Annotated in this window: 11 protein-coding genes; 5 read left to right on the top strand and 6 right to left on the bottom strand. The window is 44.5% G+C overall.

Features of this window, described 5'->3' with window-relative positions; all coding sequences use genetic code 11:
* Positions 1 to 73 precede the first annotated feature (73 nt).
* Together QUA03_RS08925 and QUA03_RS08920 are read left to right on the top strand one after the other, a co-directional pair.
* Entirely contained in the window at positions 74 to 1,744 is a 1,671-nt protein-coding gene (locus QUA03_RS08925; RefSeq protein ID WP_333211386.1) for a glycosyltransferase family 39 protein, read from the top strand.
* A gap of 175 nt (positions 1,745 to 1,919) precedes the next feature.
* The gene (locus QUA03_RS08920; RefSeq protein ID WP_333211385.1) at positions 1,920 to 2,399 is read left to right on the top strand and encodes a hypothetical protein; all 480 of its coding nucleotides are present in this window, start codon (positions 1,920 to 1,922) and stop codon (positions 2,397 to 2,399) included.
* A gap of 141 nt (positions 2,400 to 2,540) precedes the next feature.
* Here QUA03_RS08920 and QUA03_RS08915 read toward each other — a convergent pair whose 3' ends face one another.
* Complete coding sequence (locus QUA03_RS08915; RefSeq protein ID WP_333211383.1) at positions 2,541 to 4,586, bottom strand: S8 family serine peptidase; 2,046 nt, start codon at positions 4,584 to 4,586, stop codon at positions 2,541 to 2,543.
* Between the two features lie 384 nt (positions 4,587 to 4,970).
* Between QUA03_RS08915 and QUA03_RS08910 the strand changes: the two genes are divergently transcribed.
* Both QUA03_RS08910 and QUA03_RS08905 read left to right on the top strand, forming a co-directional pair.
* Entirely contained in the window at positions 4,971 to 6,020 is a 1,050-nt protein-coding gene (locus QUA03_RS08910; RefSeq protein ID WP_333211382.1) for a UPF0104 family protein, read from the top strand.
* 331 nt (positions 6,021 to 6,351) lie between these two features.
* Positions 6,352 to 10,866, top strand: a complete 4,515-nt coding sequence (locus QUA03_RS08905; protein ID WP_333211380.1) for a DUF4347 domain-containing protein — start codon at positions 6,352 to 6,354, stop codon at positions 10,864 to 10,866.
* 172 nt (positions 10,867 to 11,038) lie between these two features.
* On the opposite strand, the gene QUA03_RS08900 is transcribed toward QUA03_RS08905, so the two are convergent.
* The 4 genes from QUA03_RS08900 to QUA03_RS08885 all read right to left on the bottom strand — a co-directional run bounded on the left by QUA03_RS08900 (position 11,039) and on the right by QUA03_RS08885 (position 14,311).
* Positions 11,039 to 11,788, bottom strand: coding sequence for an amino acid ABC transporter ATP-binding protein (locus QUA03_RS08900; RefSeq protein WP_333211378.1), 750 nt, complete (start codon positions 11,786 to 11,788; stop codon positions 11,039 to 11,041).
* The gene (locus tag QUA03_RS08895; RefSeq protein WP_333211376.1) at positions 11,754 to 13,217 is read right to left on the bottom strand and encodes an ABC transporter substrate-binding protein/permease; all 1,464 of its coding nucleotides are present in this window, start codon (positions 13,215 to 13,217) and stop codon (positions 11,754 to 11,756) included. Before QUA03_RS08895 ends, QUA03_RS08900 begins: the two co-directional genes overlap by 35 nt.
* 266 nt (positions 13,218 to 13,483) lie before the next feature.
* On the bottom strand, positions 13,484 to 14,017 hold the full coding sequence (locus QUA03_RS08890) for a DUF2726 domain-containing protein (RefSeq protein ID WP_333211374.1): 534 nt from the start codon (positions 14,015 to 14,017) through the stop codon (positions 13,484 to 13,486).
* 21 nt (positions 14,018 to 14,038) lie between these two features.
* Positions 14,039 to 14,311: a hypothetical protein gene (locus tag QUA03_RS08885; RefSeq protein WP_333211372.1), complete on the bottom strand. Its 273-nt coding sequence runs from the start codon at positions 14,309 to 14,311 to the stop codon at positions 14,039 to 14,041.
* Positions 14,312 to 14,672: 361 nt separating this feature from the next.
* Between QUA03_RS08885 and QUA03_RS08880 the strand changes: the two genes are divergently transcribed.
* A complete protein-coding gene (locus QUA03_RS08880) occupies positions 14,673 to 17,726 on the top strand; it encodes an NACHT C-terminal alpha/beta 1 domain-containing protein (RefSeq protein WP_333211370.1) in 3,054 nt (1,017 codons plus the stop codon).
* Positions 17,727 to 18,268: 542 nt separating this feature from the next.
* Here the strand turns inward: QUA03_RS08880 and QUA03_RS08875 are convergent.
* The gene (locus QUA03_RS08875; protein WP_333211368.1) at positions 18,269 to 19,189 is read right to left on the bottom strand and encodes a cation diffusion facilitator family transporter; all 921 of its coding nucleotides are present in this window, start codon (positions 19,187 to 19,189) and stop codon (positions 18,269 to 18,271) included.
* Between the last annotated feature and the right edge of the window lie 97 nt (positions 19,190 to 19,286).

The following is a 19,286-nucleotide window of genomic DNA, read 5'->3' as shown; positions in this document are numbered from 1 at the left end:
TAGTAGGGTGCGCTAGGCGCACCCTACGGGGGGGGTAACAGAAAAAATTTGTGCGAGATTAGCTAGTTATAAAATGGAATCTACCAAAGATCGCGATCGACTAAATTCTCACAACCCTGCACTTGACAAGTGGCTGCGATTTTTAATTATCGCCGCATTAGTCATCGGTATTTTATTTCGCTTCGCCAATCTCGATCGCAAATTTTACTGGATCGACGAAACATATACTTCTTTGAGAGTTTCTGGCTACACCGAAGTCGAAATAATCAAAGAAATTTCGTACCAGAAAATAACCTCGCCTGCGGATTTACAAAAATATCAGCAGATAAATTCAGAACACAATTTAACTGACACGCTACATTCTTTAGCAACAGAAGATCCCCAACACCCCCCTCTGTATTACGTACTAGCGCGATATTGGGCGCAATGGTTCGGCAGTTCCGTTGCAGCAATGAGAAGTTCGGCCGCCGTGATTAGCCTGCTAGTATTTCCCGCAATTTATTGGCTGGCTTGGGAGTTATTTGAATCTTCAGCAGTAGCGTGGATGGCGATCGCAATTTTCGCAATTTCTCCCTACCACATCCTATTTGCCCAAGAAGCAAGACAGTACAGTTTGTGGACATTAACTACTATTTTATCCAGTGCAGCCTTGCTGCGAGCAATGCGCTCTGACCAAAATCAAAATGCTGTCGCCCTCGTTCTTTCCTGGGCGCTTTATGCAGGCACAGCAACACTGGGATTCTACACCCACTTGTTATTTGTCTGCGTCGCTGCCGCCCACGCAATTTACGTCGCAGTTATTGCCAACTGGCGCGATGTGAAAACATTCATTTCCTATTATGTAGCATCTTTAATCGCTTTGATCGGCTTCATGCCTTCCCTGGTAAATACTGTAGAAAACTTCAATCAAGTTAGAAGCACAACAGCATGGGCAGAACAAACAAATTACTTAAGATTAGTCAGCAGGTGGGTTGGTTCCGTAAGCATAGCATTTTTTGATATTGGCATTGATGGAACTGCCAACCCCACAGAACTAGCCTTGCTAATTCCAGTTGGTATCATGATTCTAGCTTTAGTCGGCTATGCCATTTATTATTTATGCCGACAAACACCAAAGCGAGTGTGGTTGATTGTATTGTTATTAATTGCAACAACTGCTTTGTTTTTAGCAGTGCCTGATATAATCAAGGGTGGAAGGCGATCGGCAAATCCGCGATATTTAGTTCCTTGTTATGTGGGAATTCAGCTAGCAGTGGCTTACCTGCTGTCTGCGAAAATTAGTAACAATTTGGAGAACTTCCAACAGAAAAAACTGTGGAAAATTGTTATAGTTACAGTTTTTTCCGCAGGTATTATATCCGGTGGAGTTAGTTCTCAAGCAGATATTTGGTGGAATAAAGGAAGCGGTTGGTTGGGTGCTTTGGAAGTAGCTGGGGTTGTCAATCAAGCCAGCAACCCCCTATTTATCAGCGATGCCAATATCGCATATATTATGCCTTTAAGTTATTACCTAGAACCAAAAGTCAAACTGCTAATAGAACCCCGCTGTTACACATCTTGCTACAAAAATCGAGAATTGGCAAAGAAAAAACCCCAACCCCCGCAAATTCCCAGCGGTTTCAGTGAGTTGTTTTTATACAGACCGTCCTCTACTTTGCGATTGGCAATTCAGCAACAAAACTATCAAATAGATCCGGCTGACACTAATGTTGAGCTTAATCTGTGGAAAATTACCAAAAAATAATCTTAAACATGAAGCAAAAAACACGGGTTTGCTGCCCAGAAATAAATGTCTTATTCACTGCGAAATCTGCCTATAAACGGCATTTATGGAAGTATGTCGCAAGTAGAGTTCGATAGGTTGGCTTTTCGTGGTAAGCTAGAAGTTAAGAATAAAAAAATAACATCAAAAATCTCAAATGACAGTCACTGAAACCTCCAACATTCGTAAACTGCTGTGTGATCCAGACTTAGGGCTGATTCCTCACCTTGAAAAGTGCCTGAAAGATTTGCACTCATCTGCGATCGCCAGTGGAGAGAAATTTAAGGTAGAACCTTACGATATAGAATTCAAAAGCTGCCACACCCAGAAGCATCCCAACGACCAAAAACCCCTCGTCACCCAGTCAGTGTTAATAAAAGTTCCCTTGACTGGGAAAGTTCAAGACAAGATGCACCTATATCTCATCGCAAGTGAGTTACAGAACCAAATCGACTTCAAAATTATCGACTGGAGTGCCTTAGAACGCCGGCAATACGACATTCAGGGCATCCCTTTAAAGCAGCCGATCACCAAAATAGACGGCCAGATGAATTACGAGTTAGTATTCGATCGACCAAGCTACTGCTGCATCACTCTGCTCCGCCAATTTGACTTAACTTACGCCGCCAATTTTTAATACCAATTCTCAAAAGTAGGGACAGGGCAATGCCGTGTCCGGTGCGGGGAGTAGGACACGGCATTGCCCTGTCCCCACGGTTTTCTTTTAATAATTGGTAGAAGATTGAGGATTGTAGATCGCGATCGCACAAAATCCAATTCAAACCGCTCGATTCGCAGTTTCCGCAAGAATCCTTTTAATATCAGCAGGAGTCAGATTCGGATTAGCTTGCAACATCAAAGCTATCACGCCGGATACTTGTGGCACTGCCATTGAAGTACCCGCAAAATATCGATAAGGAATCCCCGGTTGAGAAAGTGGCACAGTTGAATAAATGTCACCAGAATCCGCCGTGCCAGCGTCGCCGCCTGCAGCAACAAAGTAATTAATTGTCTCCGCACCCGCCCGGTTAGAATAATTTGCAAACAAGCCATTTCGGGTAACACCACCGACAGCAATTCCTACCTCATTGGCAAACCGAGCCGGATAATCTGCTTGTGGGCGAGCATCATTTCCCGCCGCCGAAATCACGATCACGCCTTGAGCTTCAGCCACTCGAATCGCATCCAATTCTTGAACATTCAACTGTAGGCCACCCAAACTCACATTAATGATCTTTGCTCCATTTGCCACCGCATAATTAATTGCATTAATTTCATCCCGAATTTTACCCACCCCGGCCCTATCGAGTATTTTTAAAGGCATAATCTTCGCAGTTGGAGCAGTTCCAGTAATCCCAACCCCATCTTTTTTCGCAGCAACTAAACCTGAGATATGAGTGCCGTGATTGTTATCATCCATCGGGTCATTATCGTTGTTGACAAAATCCCATCCCCGGAAATCGTCAATAAAGCCATTGCCATCATCATCAACTCCGTTGCTAGCTTTATTGCGACCGATCGCATCAACACCAGTTTCCCCCACATTGCTCCAAATATTCCCGATCAAATCCGGGTGATTATAGTCAACTCCGCTGTCGATAACTGCCACCACAATTCCGTCTCCAGTCAAGCCTTGGGCCCAAACTTCTGGAGATTTAATTAAATCTCTGCCCCAATCCTCGCCGCCCAAGTCGGGAACATCAGGAAAAGTTGCAGTACCTTGAGCTTTAGCAACTGCTGCCGCTGCATTCACCAAACCGAACCCAAAACGAGAGTCAAAACCCTGCAAGTTGCTCGGATTGTTAGGAGAAACAGTTGCAGGAGTTGCTGACAGATTGAGGGAGAAATCTGTACTGCCTTGGTATTGATAAACTCGGACAAAGTAAGTTCCTGCGGCTAAACCGTTGATGTCGATCGACTCCGGCGATAAATTCGGTTGTTGAGAAGAAGCAATAATATCGGTGAAGTCAATAGAATTGTCGCCGTTAATATCTTTAATTAGAGCAACGTCAACATCCGCCGTCAAACCGCTGACAGTTAATTTAAAGTCGCTAGTTGCAGGCAAAATAAAGCGGTAAAGGCCGTCTGGCCGGGCGTTGCTAAGCGAGTCTGCGATCGTTTGAGTGCCGCCCAAAACGCCTAAATCGCGAGCTTGATCAAGTTGGTTGCCCAATACGGTAGTTGCAGAGATGAATGTATTGGCGAGGTCTTGTGGAGATGCGTTGGCTACCAAGCCTAAAATAGCATTGGATTGACGAATTTTAATTAATGTATTGGAAATACCGGGGGCGATCGATATTTCTTCCAGAATCAAGTCAGCTTCGGTAAGATTGTCAGTCAGTCCGATCGCATCCACAAAACTGTTAAAGTCAGTAATCACGTCTGCAGCCGCCGGATCGGAGACTGCGGAGTTGCTGCGGAGGACAAAGGTATCTGGGCCCAAACCCCCTGTCAACATATCTTTGCCACCATCGCCCACTAAAACGTCACTGCCAGAGTCACCGTTGAGGGCGTCATCTCCCTTACCTCCCTGCAAGGTATCGCTGCCGACATCGCCAAACAGGAAGTCTGCGCCGGCACCGCCGTTAAGCACATCGTTGTCCGCACCCCCGAACAGCGTATCGGAATTGCCACCGCCAAGAATGCGATCGTTACCATTATCACCGCTAATTATTTCGGCATCCGACGAACCGACAATAAAATCGTTGCCGCCGAGGGCAAAAAATCCGTTAGGATAAGGAGTCAAAAAGCCCGGAGTCAAGGCGAAACTATTGGGGCTATCATCTAAAAGATAGGAAAGACCGTCAGGGCTCGGGCCGGGCATAGAAATGTACTCCTAGTGAGGTATATCGATCTAAATTTTAGATTTTAAATTTAAGTTTGTGGTTAAAAATGCCTTAAATAGTCTGTAAGGCGGGCATTACGGACTGTCTGTAGAAGTGTCCATAGGTTAGGTTAAACTGAGATGTTACACCATTCTCAATTACTTGTTTAGGAACAGCCAAGATGCCTGTTCCACAAAAATGTTGAGTTATTGTGGAACGGGCCGGAGAGCTCGTTCTTGACAATGGTGCAACATTTCAGGTCAAACTGATTTATTCCGTCATATCATGCCGTGTAAATCAACCACAATTCTGCCTTGGCTCATCTAAAATATAAAATCTAAAACAGTATAACTTAATCCCAAATTCAAAATCGGGATCAGAAAATGGGAAAACAACACTTGCATCGAATTCAGAATTTTTTCAATCTCGCGAAATCGCATTTAAAACCTTATTTGCGCTATTTGATTTTAGGCGGGACGTTTTTATTTATTGCCAAAGCTTTTTTAACTCACTGGCGAGAAGTCGCGAATATCCAAATTCGAGCCGAAAGTTTTCCGTTGCTGGCGATCGCCCTTGGCGTCACTTTATTTTCTCTAATTTTTGTCGGCTGGGTGTGGATGTTGATTTTGCGGGAATTCCGGCAACCTGTAACTGCGGCCTGGGCGATTCAAGTTTTTCTCAAAACTAATATTGCCAAGTATTTGCCGGGGAATATTTGGCATTTTTGGGGTAGAATATTGGACGCCAAAAAAGCAGGTATTTTCCCGAAAGCTGCTACTCTCAGCGTGTTGCTGGAACCGCTGCTGATGGCTTCTGCGGGCGTTTTGATTGGGTTGATTTGTTTTGACAAATTCAATTGGTTTTTGCGGATTGTTGGTTGTGCTGCTATTTTAACGGCGATTCATCCCCGAATTTTAAATCCGATCGTTCTGTTTGTAGAGCGGTTGAAGTTATCAAAGAATAATAGGGAAAATTCAAATACAGGGGAGGCTGCGGGCGATCCACTGAATTCTCGTGTAGAGTCTACCTCCAATATATCTAAAAAAACATCTAATGTCAAGTCCAGCCGCAAAATTAATTTGCCAATTAAACGCTATCCTTTAGTGCCGTTAATCGGACAAATATGTTTTATCGGGTTGCGGGGCTGCGGTTTTTTGCTAACTGTAACGGCTTTAACTCCGGTGGAATTTAGCAATATTCCCAACTTGTTCGGTGCTTTTTGTTTTGCGTTTGTTGTCGGTTTAGTTGTGCCTGGTGCACCGGGGGGAATGGGAGTATTTGAAGCAACAGCGATCGCCCTGCTTTCCGATCGCTTTTCTACGGGTATAATTCTGGGTGCCGTGGCTTTGTATCGGATAATTAGCATTGTGGCGGATGTTTCGGGTGCATTTTTAGCTAAACTCGATCGCCAGCGCGATCGGCACAGTCGGTGAGTGGGAAAATATATGAGGCCAGCGGACTTGCCTCGATTAGCAGGACTCGAAAATATGTATTTTTATTAAGATTTTTTGTATACGTACGTATACTGGTATAGTTGAGTCAATAAAAAAAATCTCAACTCATTTGTTTAAGCTGCTAAGAAAAAAAGCCACAAACAATAGAGTCTGAATCCATAAATTTAAGACCTGCAAACAAACCGAGTTGCTCTCATAAAATCTACAGTTTTAGGTATTTATACCGTGAAAAAAACGGTTTTTTTAGTTCCGGTGTGCTTGTCCTGGATTTATGAAAAATTGTTAACTTTAGGATATAGGGTACACAGCCATGATGCCAGTTTTATCAGCAAGAGCGATCGAACTTCCGAATCAAATCAACGCGGGCAATGGGAGTTTTGGGGAAAAGAGCGAGATCCCCAATAACCCCAGTACAATAGTATTTATCGATACGGCAGTAGCAGACTATCAAAATCTCCTAGATGGAGTGAAATTTGGAGTAGAAGCAATAGTGATCGACTCGCACAGAGATGGAGTCGAACAAATTAGCGAAGTCTTAGCGAATCGCACTAATATTGACAGCATTCATCTAGTTTCCCACGGCGAACCAGGAAGCTTGCAACTCGGTAAAACCCGACTGTCTGTCGATAACGTCGAAGCTTATAGCCAGCAATTGCAGCAATGGCGACGCGCTTTAACAATTGATGCAGACATCCTGATTTACGGCTGCAATGTAGCAGCAGCATCCCGCGCTTGTCAGAAAGTCCGCCAGGGAATAAATTCCCTGTCTCAAAGCGAAAGTCGGTTGAAACCGACTAAAAACAATTTCATTAAACAGTCCTCTTTAGAGAATTTTTGCTATGAGACGGGGGTTGAAACGAACGGCGGAATCGAGGGCGAACTAGCCTTAGAATACTTTGGTGAAACGAGAATTGAAACCTCCAGCGGACTCGATGAACAAGCCGTAGATGGTAAGCACTTCCTCCACCGCATTGCATCCCTCACTGGTGCAAATATCGCCGCATCCAAGCATCTCACAGGGAGTGCAAAATTAGGTGGCAACTGGGAACTAGAAGAAAAAATCGGCCACATCAAATCGCCCCTAGCATTCGACTCAAAGGCGATGCAAAATTATGCGTCAGTTTTGGCTACCTATACTGTTACCGATACTTTAGATGGCGCTACGGGTTCTCTGCGAAATGCGATCCAACAAGCCAATTCCAATCCCGGATTAGACACAATTAACTTTAACATTCCCGGTACTGGCCCTTATACCATTAACCTTTTCGGTCAAGCCTTACCTGTCATCACCAGCCCAGTTATTATCGATGGCAAATCTCAACCAGGATATGCTGGCAAACCCCTTATCGAACTCAAGGGTAGTTTAGTACAACAACCAGCCTCATCTGCCAATTTTCCTTATATTAATGGTTTAGATTTAGGCAAAAGCCCTTTTGGTGGCGCAGAAGATTCCAGTGGCAGTACCATTCAAGGATTGGTTATTAACGGATTTGGAAAGGGCGGAAATTCCGGCTTAGGTCACGGCATTGGAGTACAGACTAACAACAATACCATCCAAGACAACTACATTGGTACTGATATTAGCGGTACGACTGCTGTAGCCAACACTTTAGCTGGGCTCAGAATCCAAAGTTACACTCAAAACAATCCTCCTAATGTCACCCCCATAACAGGCAATATTATCTCGCGCAACGTCATTTCTGGCAACGAAGGTATTGGAGGTATATTTATTGCTGGACCAGGGTCAGGGGGAGTCACCAACACCAAAATTACTGGCAATTACATCGGGACTGATGCCACGGGGACAATAGCTTTAGGTAACAAGGGTGATGGCATTTTTATCTTAGGCAAAAACTCGAATAATACTATCGGCGGCACTGCACCTGGAGAAGGTAATATCATTGCTAACAATAATCGCAGCGGTATGGAGGTTGCTAGTAAAAATGCCACCAGTAACACTATTCAAGGCAATAGCGTTTTTAACAACAAACGATTAGGAATTGACTTAATCGGTAATAATGGTGTCACTTCCAACGATTTAGGCGACGCCGATACAGGCAGCAACAACCTGCAAAATTACCCGGTTCTGACCTCAGTTAGCGGCAACACAGTTAGCGGCATTCTCAACAGCACTCCTAATGCCAATTTCCGCGTCGAATTCTTTGCAAATACCAGTTATGACCCCGCAGGCGCAGGTCAAGGTCAAACTTTCCTCGGCTTCCAAGACGTTACTACAGATAGCGCTGGCAATGGTAATATCAACTTCGCCTACACTCCAGTAGCAGGCAAACAGGTTCTAGCTGCTACTGCTACTAATAAAACCACAGGCGATACCTCGGAATTTTCTCGTCGCAATCAATCTCCTATTAATTCAATACCGGGAAGAACCACAACCACTACAACTAACCCGAATAACATTACCCTCAACAGCGGAGACTTCGTATATAACGTTTTAGCGACACCCTATCCGTCTGCTATTGACGTTTCAGGTGTAACAGGAAAAGTAGACAGCGTTACCATCACTCTCAACAATGTTCAAACTTCTAACTCTGCCAATGGTGGACCGCAGAACATCAACCTCTTGCTAGTTGGGCCCGAGGGACAAAATGTGGTGTTAATGTCTCACGTTCCATCTGAACCACTCAACAACGTCACGCTGAAGTTGGATGATAATGCAGCCTCTTTTCTTTCTAGTTTTCCTTTTGTTACAGTACCAACTATCGCTTCAGGAACTTACAAACCGACCAACTATTCACTGAGCGGTTTTCTTGATGTTTATCCCTTTTTGTATAACGATACGCCAACGCCAACACCGACAGGGGCACCAGAAGGGCCTTACGGTTCGACTCTTTCTGTTTTTAATAAAACTAACCCCAACGGCACTTGGAAATTGTATGCAGTTGATGCCAACCAAGAGAATAGTAAAGCTTCCAATGCTACTACTCCCGGAAATATTGCCAGTTGGAGTGTAGACATTTCGACCGATATCGGCAAAGAAACGACGAATCAAAATACTCCTCGCATCTTCTCGGCTAGCAACGGCAATAGTATCTCTGTATCGGATGCAGATAGCGAGTCGGTGGAAGTTAATCTCAGCGTTACCAGCGGGACTCTTACACTCAAGTCGCTGACGGGAGTTACCGGATCGGGGAATGGCAGCAACAGCCTGATTTATACGGGAAAACAGGCTGATATTAATGCTGCTTTAGAGGGTTTAACTTATACGCCGAATCCGAATTTTAGCGGAACGGATACGCTGACTTTGACGACAAACGATCGCGGATCGGCAGAATTAGGCGGTGCTCAAACCGATAGCGATCGTGTGGATATTACCGTCAACCCACTAACTCCGACACCAACTCCACCGACGCCAACTCCACCGACACCAACTCCACCGACGCCGACGCCAACTCCAACGCCGACTCCTGGGGAAACTCCGACGCCGACTCCACCGACGCCAACTCCACCGACGCCAACTCCACCGACGCCAACTCCAACGCCGACTCCGACTCCGACGCCGACTCCACCGACGCCAACTCCAACGCCGACTCCTGGGGAAACTCCGACGCCGACTCCACCGACGCCAACTCCGACTCCTGGGGAAACTCCGACGCCGACTCCACCGACGCCAACGCCGACTCCTGGGGAAACTCCGACGCCGACTCCACCGACGCCAACTCCGACTCCTGGGGAAACTCCGACGCCAACACCAACGCCTGCGGAAACTTCTACTCCGACGCCGACTCCAGCAGAAAATCCGACGCCAACACCAACGCCAACGCCTGCGGAAACTCCGACACCGACTCCGGCGCCAACGCCGACGCCTGCGGAAACTCCGACACCGACACCGACTCCGACTCCGACTCCAACTCCGACGCCTGCGGAAACTCCGACGCCAACACCGACCCCAACACCATCAGTACCCGTTGTTACACCAGGAAGTGATACTGATTGCATTTGCCATACTATTGAGTATCCAAAAGTCGATCGCCCAAACCAAGCTGACAACATTATCAACGGCAATGGTAGCGAGGAAATTGAGTTTGGCACGTCAGAAAATGATGCTTTTTACGGCAGTCCAAATCCGAATATTTTTGATGCGGATTTAGGGGATGATAACCTCTACGGCGGTGAAGGAAACGACCTCCTTTACGGCAACCGAGGCCATGATTTTATTGACGGCCACCAGGGAGATGATATCCTTTTTGGCGGCAAGAATAATGACATCATTTTTGGCGGTGAAGGGGAAGATATCATCTTCGGAAATGGCGGCAATGATTCAATAAATGGTAAAGAAGACGACGACTTAATTTTTGGCGGTGAAGGTGATGATTTTATCGACGGTGGCAAAGGCAGCGATCTCGCATTGGGAGGCAAGGGAAATGATATAATCTTCGGCAGCGAAGGCGAGGATTCTCTCTACGGCGATTATGGTAATGATACCCTCTGCGGAGGTGCTGGCAATAATTATCTGAGTGGAGGTGCTGGCAATGATTTGCTAGACGGGTGCGAGGGAAATGATACTTTGATTGGTGGCAAAGGTAATGATACCCTGATTGGCGGTTTGGGGGATGATTGTTTAATCGGAGGTGCTGGGATTGATCGCTTTTTACTGTCTGCCAATTCTGGTATCGATATTATTGCCGATTTTGAAGGTGGAAAAGATTTGCTGATCCTAGCTAATGGCTTGACATTCGAGCAATTAACTCTTACTGAAAATAGCGGTGCAACCTTGATTCAGTTTGGGGAAACAGGAGAAATTATAGCTGCTTTAAACGGAGTTTCTGCTAGCATAATAAGCGCCAGTGATTTCAGTTTCATTTAAACAGGCTCACCACTAATGCAGGTCGGCAACAAAGGGTATCCCGGAACTCGAATTTTTGTGCCGATCAAGCATCTGCAACCTGACGCTGCCTACCGCAACAGTCTCTTTCTCCTCTAACTCTCTCTGTGTCCTCTGTGTCCTCTGCGGTTAAAAACTCTAATTGTTATATGAATTAAAGCATTTTTTCCAGAAATTGCTTGGCGCGATCGCACTTCGGGTTGCTAAAAAACTCCTGCGGCGGCACATCTTCCGCCACCTTTCCGCCATCCAAAAACAAAATCCGGTGGGCGACTTCCCGCGCAAAACCCATTTCGTGAGTTACAATCGCCATCGTAATTCCCGTTTTCGTCAAAGCTTTCATCACATCTAACACTTCTTTAACCATTTCAGGATCGAGTGCAGAAGTCGGTTCGTCCATCAACAAAATTTCCGGTTCCATAGCCAAACAGCGGGCGATCGCCACCCGCTGTTTTTGTCCCCCCGAAAGCTTAGAAGGATAAACCTCCGCCTTATCTGACAAACCCACTTTTTCCAGCAATTCTAACCCCTTCAGACGCGCCTCATCCTTAGCCACCTGCTTCACCTTTACAGGCGCATAGATCACATTTTGCAGCACAGTCATGTGCGGGAACAAGTGGAAATGCTGAAAAACCATCCCCACTTTCTGGCGGATTTTCAGAATATCTGTCTTCGGCCGAGTAATATCCACCCCGTCAATGTATATGTGTCCAGAAGTCGGAATTTCCAGTAAATTTAAACACCGCAAAAAAGTAGACTTGCCGCACCCCGAAGGGCCGATAATGGCAATCACTTCTCCTTTATGAATCTCAGTAGTTATCTCGCGCAAAACCTTCAGATTGCCAAAAGATTTATACAGGCGATCGACCTTAACTGCTAGTTTGGAGTCTACGTTCGAGTACATTTGCCCCCCAAGTTAAACTAAGCACCATCAAATAATAAATTGCGCCGACAAATATCAAAGGTTCAAAGTAAATATACTTTTCTGCTCCCACAATTGTAGCGCGACGCAGCAAGTCTTCTACGCCAATTACTGAAACTAAAGCTGAATCCTTCAGCAAAGCAATACTTTCATTCACCAATGCAGGCAAGATGTTTTTCAACGCTTGCGGCAAGATAATATCGCCCATCATCAGTTTGTAGGGAACGCCAAGGGATTCTGCGGCTTCTTTTTGACCTTTATCTACGGCTTGAATTCCGGCGCGGATTGTTTCGGAAATATAAGCCCCAGAATTCAGGAAAAAAGTAATCACCCCAGCTTGCAGCGCCGATATATTATAGCCCGTAAGCTGGGGCGTTGCAAAATAAACTAAAGTCAACTGCAAAATTAGCGGCGTTCCTCGAAAAATTGATGTGTAAGCAGTGCCAAACCAGAACAGCGGTTTAATGCTAGAAATCTTAAACAGAGACAGGACGATTCCCCAGATAAACCCGAGAAATGCCGACAGCAAGGTAAAAGTTAGCGTTACCCCAAGCCCCGACAAAATATAAGGCAAACTCGGCACGATTTTGCCAAAATCTAACCCGAACTTGGACGCTACCGCAGGCTGATTTGCTTGAGCAGCTTCTTGCGGAATCGGTCGAGAAAACCACTTAGTAGCTAGTTCCTTAATTTGACCGCTGGCTTTCATTTGCTGGAGGACTCGGTTAAATTCTGGAACTAATCTCGAACCTTTCGGAAAGGCGATCGCCGAACCGCTTTCTTCAGTATTCGGGATTGTGTTAAATTCCAAGTCTGGGTTCGCTGCTGCATAACCCGTAGCAACAGTATCCTCGATCACTCCCGCCGCGATGCGGTTCGATTTAATTTCTTGAATGATATCAGGAATCCTATTGAGAGCAGCCAGTTGCACACCGGGCATTTTTTTCACAGCTTCCTGCTGAATGCTTCCGAGTTGAACGCCTACTTTTTTCCCGGATAAATCTTCAGCTTTGGTCAAATTGCTGCCTTTATTGGCGACAATTGTATTTTGAGCTTCGTAGTAAAGGTCAGAAAAATCAACATTTTTTTTTCTTTCTGCTGTGGGCGTCATTCCAGCCATCACAAAATCGGCTCTTCCCGCCTGCAAAGCGGGAATTAAGCCGTTAAAATCCATGCCAACTACTTTGAGTTCGTAGCCTAATTTTTTAGTAATATATTTGGCAATATCGATGTCAAAACCGATGATTTCGTTGCCGCTAACAGCCGTATCTTTAAATTCATAGGGCGGGTAGTCTGGGGAAGTCGCCAGTGTTAATGTCTTGTTGGCTTGGGCGTAGCTGGCGATCGCAATTAAACAAAAGGCGATCGCGATCGCCGCCGCCAGCATTGATTTTAATTTTAAACGTTTCATATCGAACATTGTCCTAAAAAATCCCCTCGCCCAGAAAATATACCACAATTCGGAATCAAGTCACCTTTGTAAAGGAAGATATACTCCTGGACGCACGGGTTTCCAGAAACCGGGTTTGATGGACAAACAAACTGCATAATTAGCCTTTAACAAGGGTAAATAACCCGGTTATAAAGGTATTATGGCGCCCAGGGCTAAAGATAGATAGCCGACTGTAAGTCCTGTGTTAATTACAGGACTTACACAGAAAATTTATAGTCTAAGAGTCAACTGTCAACTGTCAACTGTGTTGAATAGTGTTGCAAAAATGCTTCCAGTTCTGTCCGTCCTTGTTGGGTAATTGAGTTGTAGAAGACTTCTTTTTGTCCATTGGGAGTGTAGAAACGATAGAAGCCTCGATCTCGATCAATTTGTCGCAGGTATACTAAGGGAACGCCAACAGATGCCAGGAGTCGGGCTTTTTTGCGATCGCGCACCTGCACCTCTGGGCGATCGTGCCAATGAGATTGACATTCTATCACCAGTTTGGCTTTGCGACTAGCACCACAGCCGCGTTCCATCAAGGCGATATCGACTCTGGAACTCACCCAAAATTTCCACAGTTCAATGGGAAGACGGGTGAAAGTTTCTGGACGGGAACAGATGATTTCTAGGGGAACTTGGGGACAGTAACGGAAGCGATCGCCTAAAATCATCTCTAGAATATCGATAGCGATCGTTTCTAACTCGTTGATGATTTCTCCGCTTTGAAATTGGGGAAATGAAGACAAAGAATTGTCACAGTCAAAGGCGTATAGCATGAGTTTTATTTCCGATTAGGGTTAGTGGGAATTAAAGGGGTTGTAGATGACTGTCCAAGCGTTTGCACCAATAGCGGTGGCAGTCCAAGCGCCCTTCTGGTAAGGCTTGCCTTCTTTCCGAGCGCGGTAGAGAGTTGTGGTGGATACCTCCAACAGTTGTGCGGATCTATGGGTTGTGCAGGATTGCTCTATTACAGTTGGTTGGGATGGGAGTTTTACCCTTCTCTTTTTGTTAAGGGAGTCGATGGAAGTAGGTGGCTCGTCTGGGAAAAGGCTGAGTTGAAAGGCTGTCATAAGCTGAACCTTTGAGTGTTAATGATTCAAGCCTATTGGAGTCAACTCGATTTCTCCAGAGCAAAACGGTTCAGAAAAAAGTGAACCAATCTGAACTGGTCAAGAAACTTGATGCTGACTATGCTAGGGATAGTTTTGATTGAGATTTTGCGCCTGTGCTGTTGTCCCGCCGTGGACTCAAGTCCACGGCTAATAGCGAAAGTCCACTTAAGTGGACTGAAGAGGGCTTTTTAGGCTCAGCATTTAGTCCTCTTTTAGAGGACTTTCGCTATGAGCCAGGGGTTTAAACCCTTGGCGGGCTATGCAACTGATGCAAAATTCTCAATTTCATCCACTCTAGTTGTTAGGAATGAGTCAAACTATGGCATCTCGCAGTGTTCGGATTGATGGCGCAGGTTTGGATAAAGTTCGTCAACGGATGGCTGAATTGGAGAAGCCACTAAATCCAGATAAACGAGGTTGGTCTCAAGAAGACCTTGAAAGGCAAGCGTATGTGAGTATTAGCACAGTGAAACGCTTTTTAAAGGGAAATCCAGTCGATAGGAACTATGCTATTTCAATTCTTAAAGCATTAGGATTTGAACCCATAAAATTTATTGCAGAACATGACTCAAACTTGCAGAATTCCGATCGAGATCCACAGCGAAACATTACCATTGATTGGCAGCGAGTTTGCCAATCAATGTTAAATGAACAGCAAGAGGAGCAACGCTTTAGGCGGAGAGCGACAGAAATGGGATTTGAAATCAATGTTTTTGTACCGCTAGGATTAATCGAACGGAAACAGCAGCAGCGTCGCAGTGGCAATGTGCCTATGGAACTGTTACATCAATTAGAACCGGAAGTTGTTACCCGAATTTACGAACATGATGAATTCATGACTGACGTTATTGGACAAAACCCTACTGGAAAAAATCAGCATATTGCTATTGTCGGCGAACCAGGAGCAGGAAAGACAACGCTGTTAGATAAAATCGCCACTCACATTCAGGAAAATAATCAAGATTTGCCGATTTGCATTGCGCTGGCAAGTTTGCAAGGAAAGACACTGAAAGACTATATCCTTCAGGAATGGTTACCGGAAGCTATGGCTCTGGTTTATCCTGATATTGATGTAGAAAAGTCTCACAAAACATCTCTACAGAAACGGTTGCGTCACGGTGGGGTGTGGCTGTTACTCGATGGTGTTGATGAAATGGCTGTAGGGGCGAACAGTTGTTTGTCGTTAGAGGAAATCAGAAACCAGCTTACTGATTGGTTGGGTAATGTGCGGGTTGTTTTGACCTGTAGAACCAATGTTTGGGATGCCCGTCTCAACAATCCCCTTACAGGTTTTGATACTTACAAAACTCAAGAATTTAAACCACCGCAAGTAGATGATTTTATTCAGCAGTGGTTTGCTGAAGCGAAAAATATTCAACGGGGACAGGAGTTACAGGAAAAGCTGCAAGAACTGCAAAAAGAACGCATCCGCCAACTCGTAAAAAATCCGCTTCGCTTATCTCTACTCTGTCAAATATTCAGCCAGAATAAGCAAGCCGAATTACCAGAAACAAAAGCAGAACTATATCAACACTTTGTCCGCTATTTCTATGAATGGAAACCAACCCAATCGGTTATTGATTGGGCAACTCAACCAATTTTGCAAGAAGAATTACATCAAGCCCTCGGTCGTTTGTCTATAGCAGGATTGGATAGCGATGCTAGATTTCGGTTGCCGCTGAGTTTAATTGAAAAACAAATGGGCGATAGGCTGTTTAAATTAGCCTGGGATCTCGGTTGGCTGAATTTGGTAGATCGAGAAGCTGCAACAGATGAATCTGTTTACGCATTCTTTCATCCTACATTCCAGGAATATTTTGCTGCCTTGGCGATCGATGATTGGCATTTTTTCCTAAATCACGTTCCTCATAATCCAGATGAAGGTATTTATCGCATTTTTGAACCGCAGTGGAAAGAAGTAATTATATTATGGTTTGGAAACAACCATAAAAACAGAGATAAGTTTATTGACTTGTTAACAGATTTTAATGATAGATGTGGTATTGAGAATTTTTATGGCTACAGAGCTTATTTTTTGGCTGCCTGTGCAATCTCTGAATTTACAACTTATGAGCGAGCAGATGAAATTGTGGAGAGACTGTTTCAAATCGGATTTAGTAACATCCATGAAGAATTGCATTATTGTGTAGAAGATGCCGCTAGAGAAGTATTTGAAAAAACCGATCGCATGAAAGCAATTAATTTATTAACCAAATTAATTTGTGAAGAAAAAGAACATAAATTTATATTGGAAAACCAATTTTTTCGTCTTCGGGGAAATGCGGAGAATACCCATGAAGCTGCTAAGATATTAACTAAGCTTGACCCTGGAAACAAATTAGCAGAAGACCTTCTGGAAAATGTAATCCGTTATTACACTGCAATGAATTGTTCCTGGGGTATGGATCGGCAAGATGCTCTTTCGTCTGCTCATTCATTAGTATATGGTTTACCATCTAAAGCTGAACCTATAAAAGTTCAATTTGAAATCGAAAATGAGAGTCTTAAGGTTATTAAGCTTTTAGATCAATTAACAAAAAGCGACTATAATGAATACACATTTAAAGATCTTTTAAAGTCCTCTCAATATAAGAAGCTTAAATCAAGTAAAGAATTTATTGCAAAATCTCTAGTGAATTTACTTTGTAATAGTGAAGACGATATGGGCTGTTTCGCGGCAACTTTAACATTCACAAAAATGATTCAGTATGAAATGTTCCCATTGGTAGTTGGAGGACTAAGAAATTGTCTATACAGGAAAACTGACAAAGATGATGTCGAGCGATATTTCCATTGCTATGGAGTTATCTGGCACTGCGCCCAAAACATGAGTTATCCAGAGTTTTATAGTGCATGGCACAGTCAACCATTTACTATAAATGCAGAAGCATCCGACAACATCCTAGTTAGCAACTCCAACACTACTCAACTCCTCAACTTTGCCGAATTTCCAGCCGTCCTGCGTTCTGCAATTGTCAGCAACCCAACGCTTGATCGAGGAGTACAACTGATTTGTATTGATGGTAGCGAATTTAATCCTCCAGATAATCCTGCCACTGATATCTATATCCAAATGGTAGAGCAAGGTTGTCCACAACGACAAGAAGGAACACCCACAACTATGCCACTGCTCAAAGCCTATTGGCGACTGAATTTGAGAAACCTAGAAAAACCAGTTGCTTTGGTGTTCTACAACTCTAAAATCGATCACGAATTCAGCGAACCTTTTCTAACTGCACTGAGTGCTTTTGGAGGCACGATCGCAATCATCACCGATCGACCATGCGACAATGTAAAACGCATTTCTCCTAACCATCCGAATCTCATCGATGCAGTTTTGAAATGGCTGCATCGATCGATTTTGGAGGCTTGAATTTTGATTTTGGCAGAAGGCGATCGCTTTTTCACCAACTCAGGCGCGATCGCACTCACAGCCCCAAATCCAACTCGATCGAAACATTTCTTCATCTTTCTCTGAATTAAGAGAATCGTCGGCTAAAACAGAGTAGGAGAATTTCCGCTACGATCGAGAGTAGATAGGCTAGCACCAGATAAAATAAAGTAAAAATTCCATCCGCACTACCCGTTGAGATGGCTGCGAGCTCTCGGTTCAAAAGTGGAGATTTTGCTACCTTGGCATTTGCGGGGGGAAATGGCTACAGAAATTCAAAATACTTGGAATTTATACAAATAGAAAGACAGAAATCGACGACAGCCGATCAATCTATTGTGGAAAACTTGCCCTTTTCTGTGGAAAACCCCCCTTTTCCTGTGGAAAACTGCTACTAAATTAAGTGCGATCGCTCTAACCCGATTGATAGGATTTAAAAAATTGGAGGAATTGCGGTAAGTAAAAATACTTTCCCGCTTCTTCAATTAATCCGTGTATCCGTGTCAAAATCACTGGTTGTTCCTTCATTTTTCAGAATCGTAGGTAATTTGCTCGGATTTGTAAGCCGGCGGCTCAACGTGAATTAAGATGCGTACAGGGCTGAAACGTTCTTCCAAACGGGCTTCTACTTCTTCTGTAATCCGGTGAGCTGTTTCTACATCGACAGCATCCACAATCATGTGCATATCAATAAATACTTGACGCCCTACAACCCCACGGGAGGCGATCGAGTGACAGTTAACAACCCCCGGCACATCGATCGCGATCGCATGAATAACTTCAGGTGCGATCGCCATTTCATCCACCAACCAAGGCAGATTTTCTGTTAAAACTTTCCAACCGCTGCTAAATACCAAAACAGCCACAGGAAAAGACAAAAACACATCCAGGAATTGTAATTGAGGTATATTCCAAACCTCTCCTTGCCAAACGCCGATCAACCCGCCGATGACCATAATTGTCACCCAAACATCGCTCATCGTGTGCTGAGCGTCAGCCACTAAAATCGCGCTACCGAGACGTTGGCCAACTCTGCGCTCGTAAAAAGTGACAAAAATATTAATCCCCAGTACGAGCAACAAAATCCACAATTCATTTGGCGATATTTTGACAACTGTGCCACCTTTGAGCAGCCTTTCGACAGCGCCGCTGAGAATTTCAAAACAGGCAATTCCCAGAAAAACAGCAATTCCCAGAGCTCCGAGAGCGTCAAATTTTTGGTGTCCGTAGGGATGATCGCGATCGGGCTGCGGGTTGGCATAATGATTAGTTACCAATCCTAAAATATTATTAGCGCTGTCCGTGACACTGTGCAAAGCATCTGCCAGCAAACTGAGGGAACCAGTCAGCCATCCCACGGCTGCTTTAATTGCCATCACCAGCAAATTTAGCAATAAGGTAATTATTAAAACCTTGCGGACTTCGGAACGGTTATCGGCAACCATAAAATCTCCTCTATCTGCCGTCAAGTTTTCTGGTTTCTAGTTTAAAGCTTATCAAGTCATAACAGGTTAAAACTCTTGCGGAATCTAGCTTGCGACT

It is taken from the genome of Microcoleus sp. S36b_A4 (assembly GCF_036700645.1).
GTDB lineage: Bacteria > Cyanobacteriota > Cyanobacteriia > Cyanobacteriales > Microcoleaceae > Microcoleus.
This window is presented reverse-complemented; position numbering and strand designations above follow the sequence as displayed.

Bases quoted from the DNA above. Each gene is read 5' to 3' on its own strand.
- QUA03_RS08905 (WP_333211380.1), top strand. From the start codon at position 6,352: ATGATGCCAGTTTTATCAGCAAGAGCGATCGAACTTCCGAATCAAATC.
- QUA03_RS08880 (WP_333211370.1), top strand. From the start codon at position 14,673: ATGGCATCTCGCAGTGTTCGGATTGATGGCGCAGGTTTGGATAAAGTT.
- QUA03_RS08885 (WP_333211372.1), bottom strand. From the start codon at position 14,311: ATGACAGCCTTTCAACTCAGCCTTTTCCCAGACGAGCCACCTACTTCC.
- QUA03_RS08910 (WP_333211382.1), top strand. From the start codon at position 4,971: ATGGGAAAACAACACTTGCATCGAATTCAGAATTTTTTCAATCTCGCG.
- QUA03_RS08875 (WP_333211368.1), bottom strand. From the start codon at position 19,189: ATGGTTGCCGATAACCGTTCCGAAGTCCGCAAGGTTTTAATAATTACC.
- QUA03_RS08915 (WP_333211383.1), bottom strand. From the start codon at position 4,586: ATGCCCGGCCCGAGCCCTGACGGTCTTTCCTATCTTTTAGATGATAGC.
- QUA03_RS08925 (WP_333211386.1), top strand. From the start codon at position 74: ATGGAATCTACCAAAGATCGCGATCGACTAAATTCTCACAACCCTGCA.
- QUA03_RS08920 (WP_333211385.1), top strand. From the start codon at position 1,920: ATGACAGTCACTGAAACCTCCAACATTCGTAAACTGCTGTGTGATCCA.
- QUA03_RS08890 (WP_333211374.1), bottom strand. From the start codon at position 14,017: ATGCTATACGCCTTTGACTGTGACAATTCTTTGTCTTCATTTCCCCAA.
- QUA03_RS08900 (WP_333211378.1), bottom strand. From the start codon at position 11,788: ATGTACTCGAACGTAGACTCCAAACTAGCAGTTAAGGTCGATCGCCTG.
- QUA03_RS08895 (WP_333211376.1), bottom strand. From the start codon at position 13,217: ATGAAACGTTTAAAATTAAAATCAATGCTGGCGGCGGCGATCGCGATC.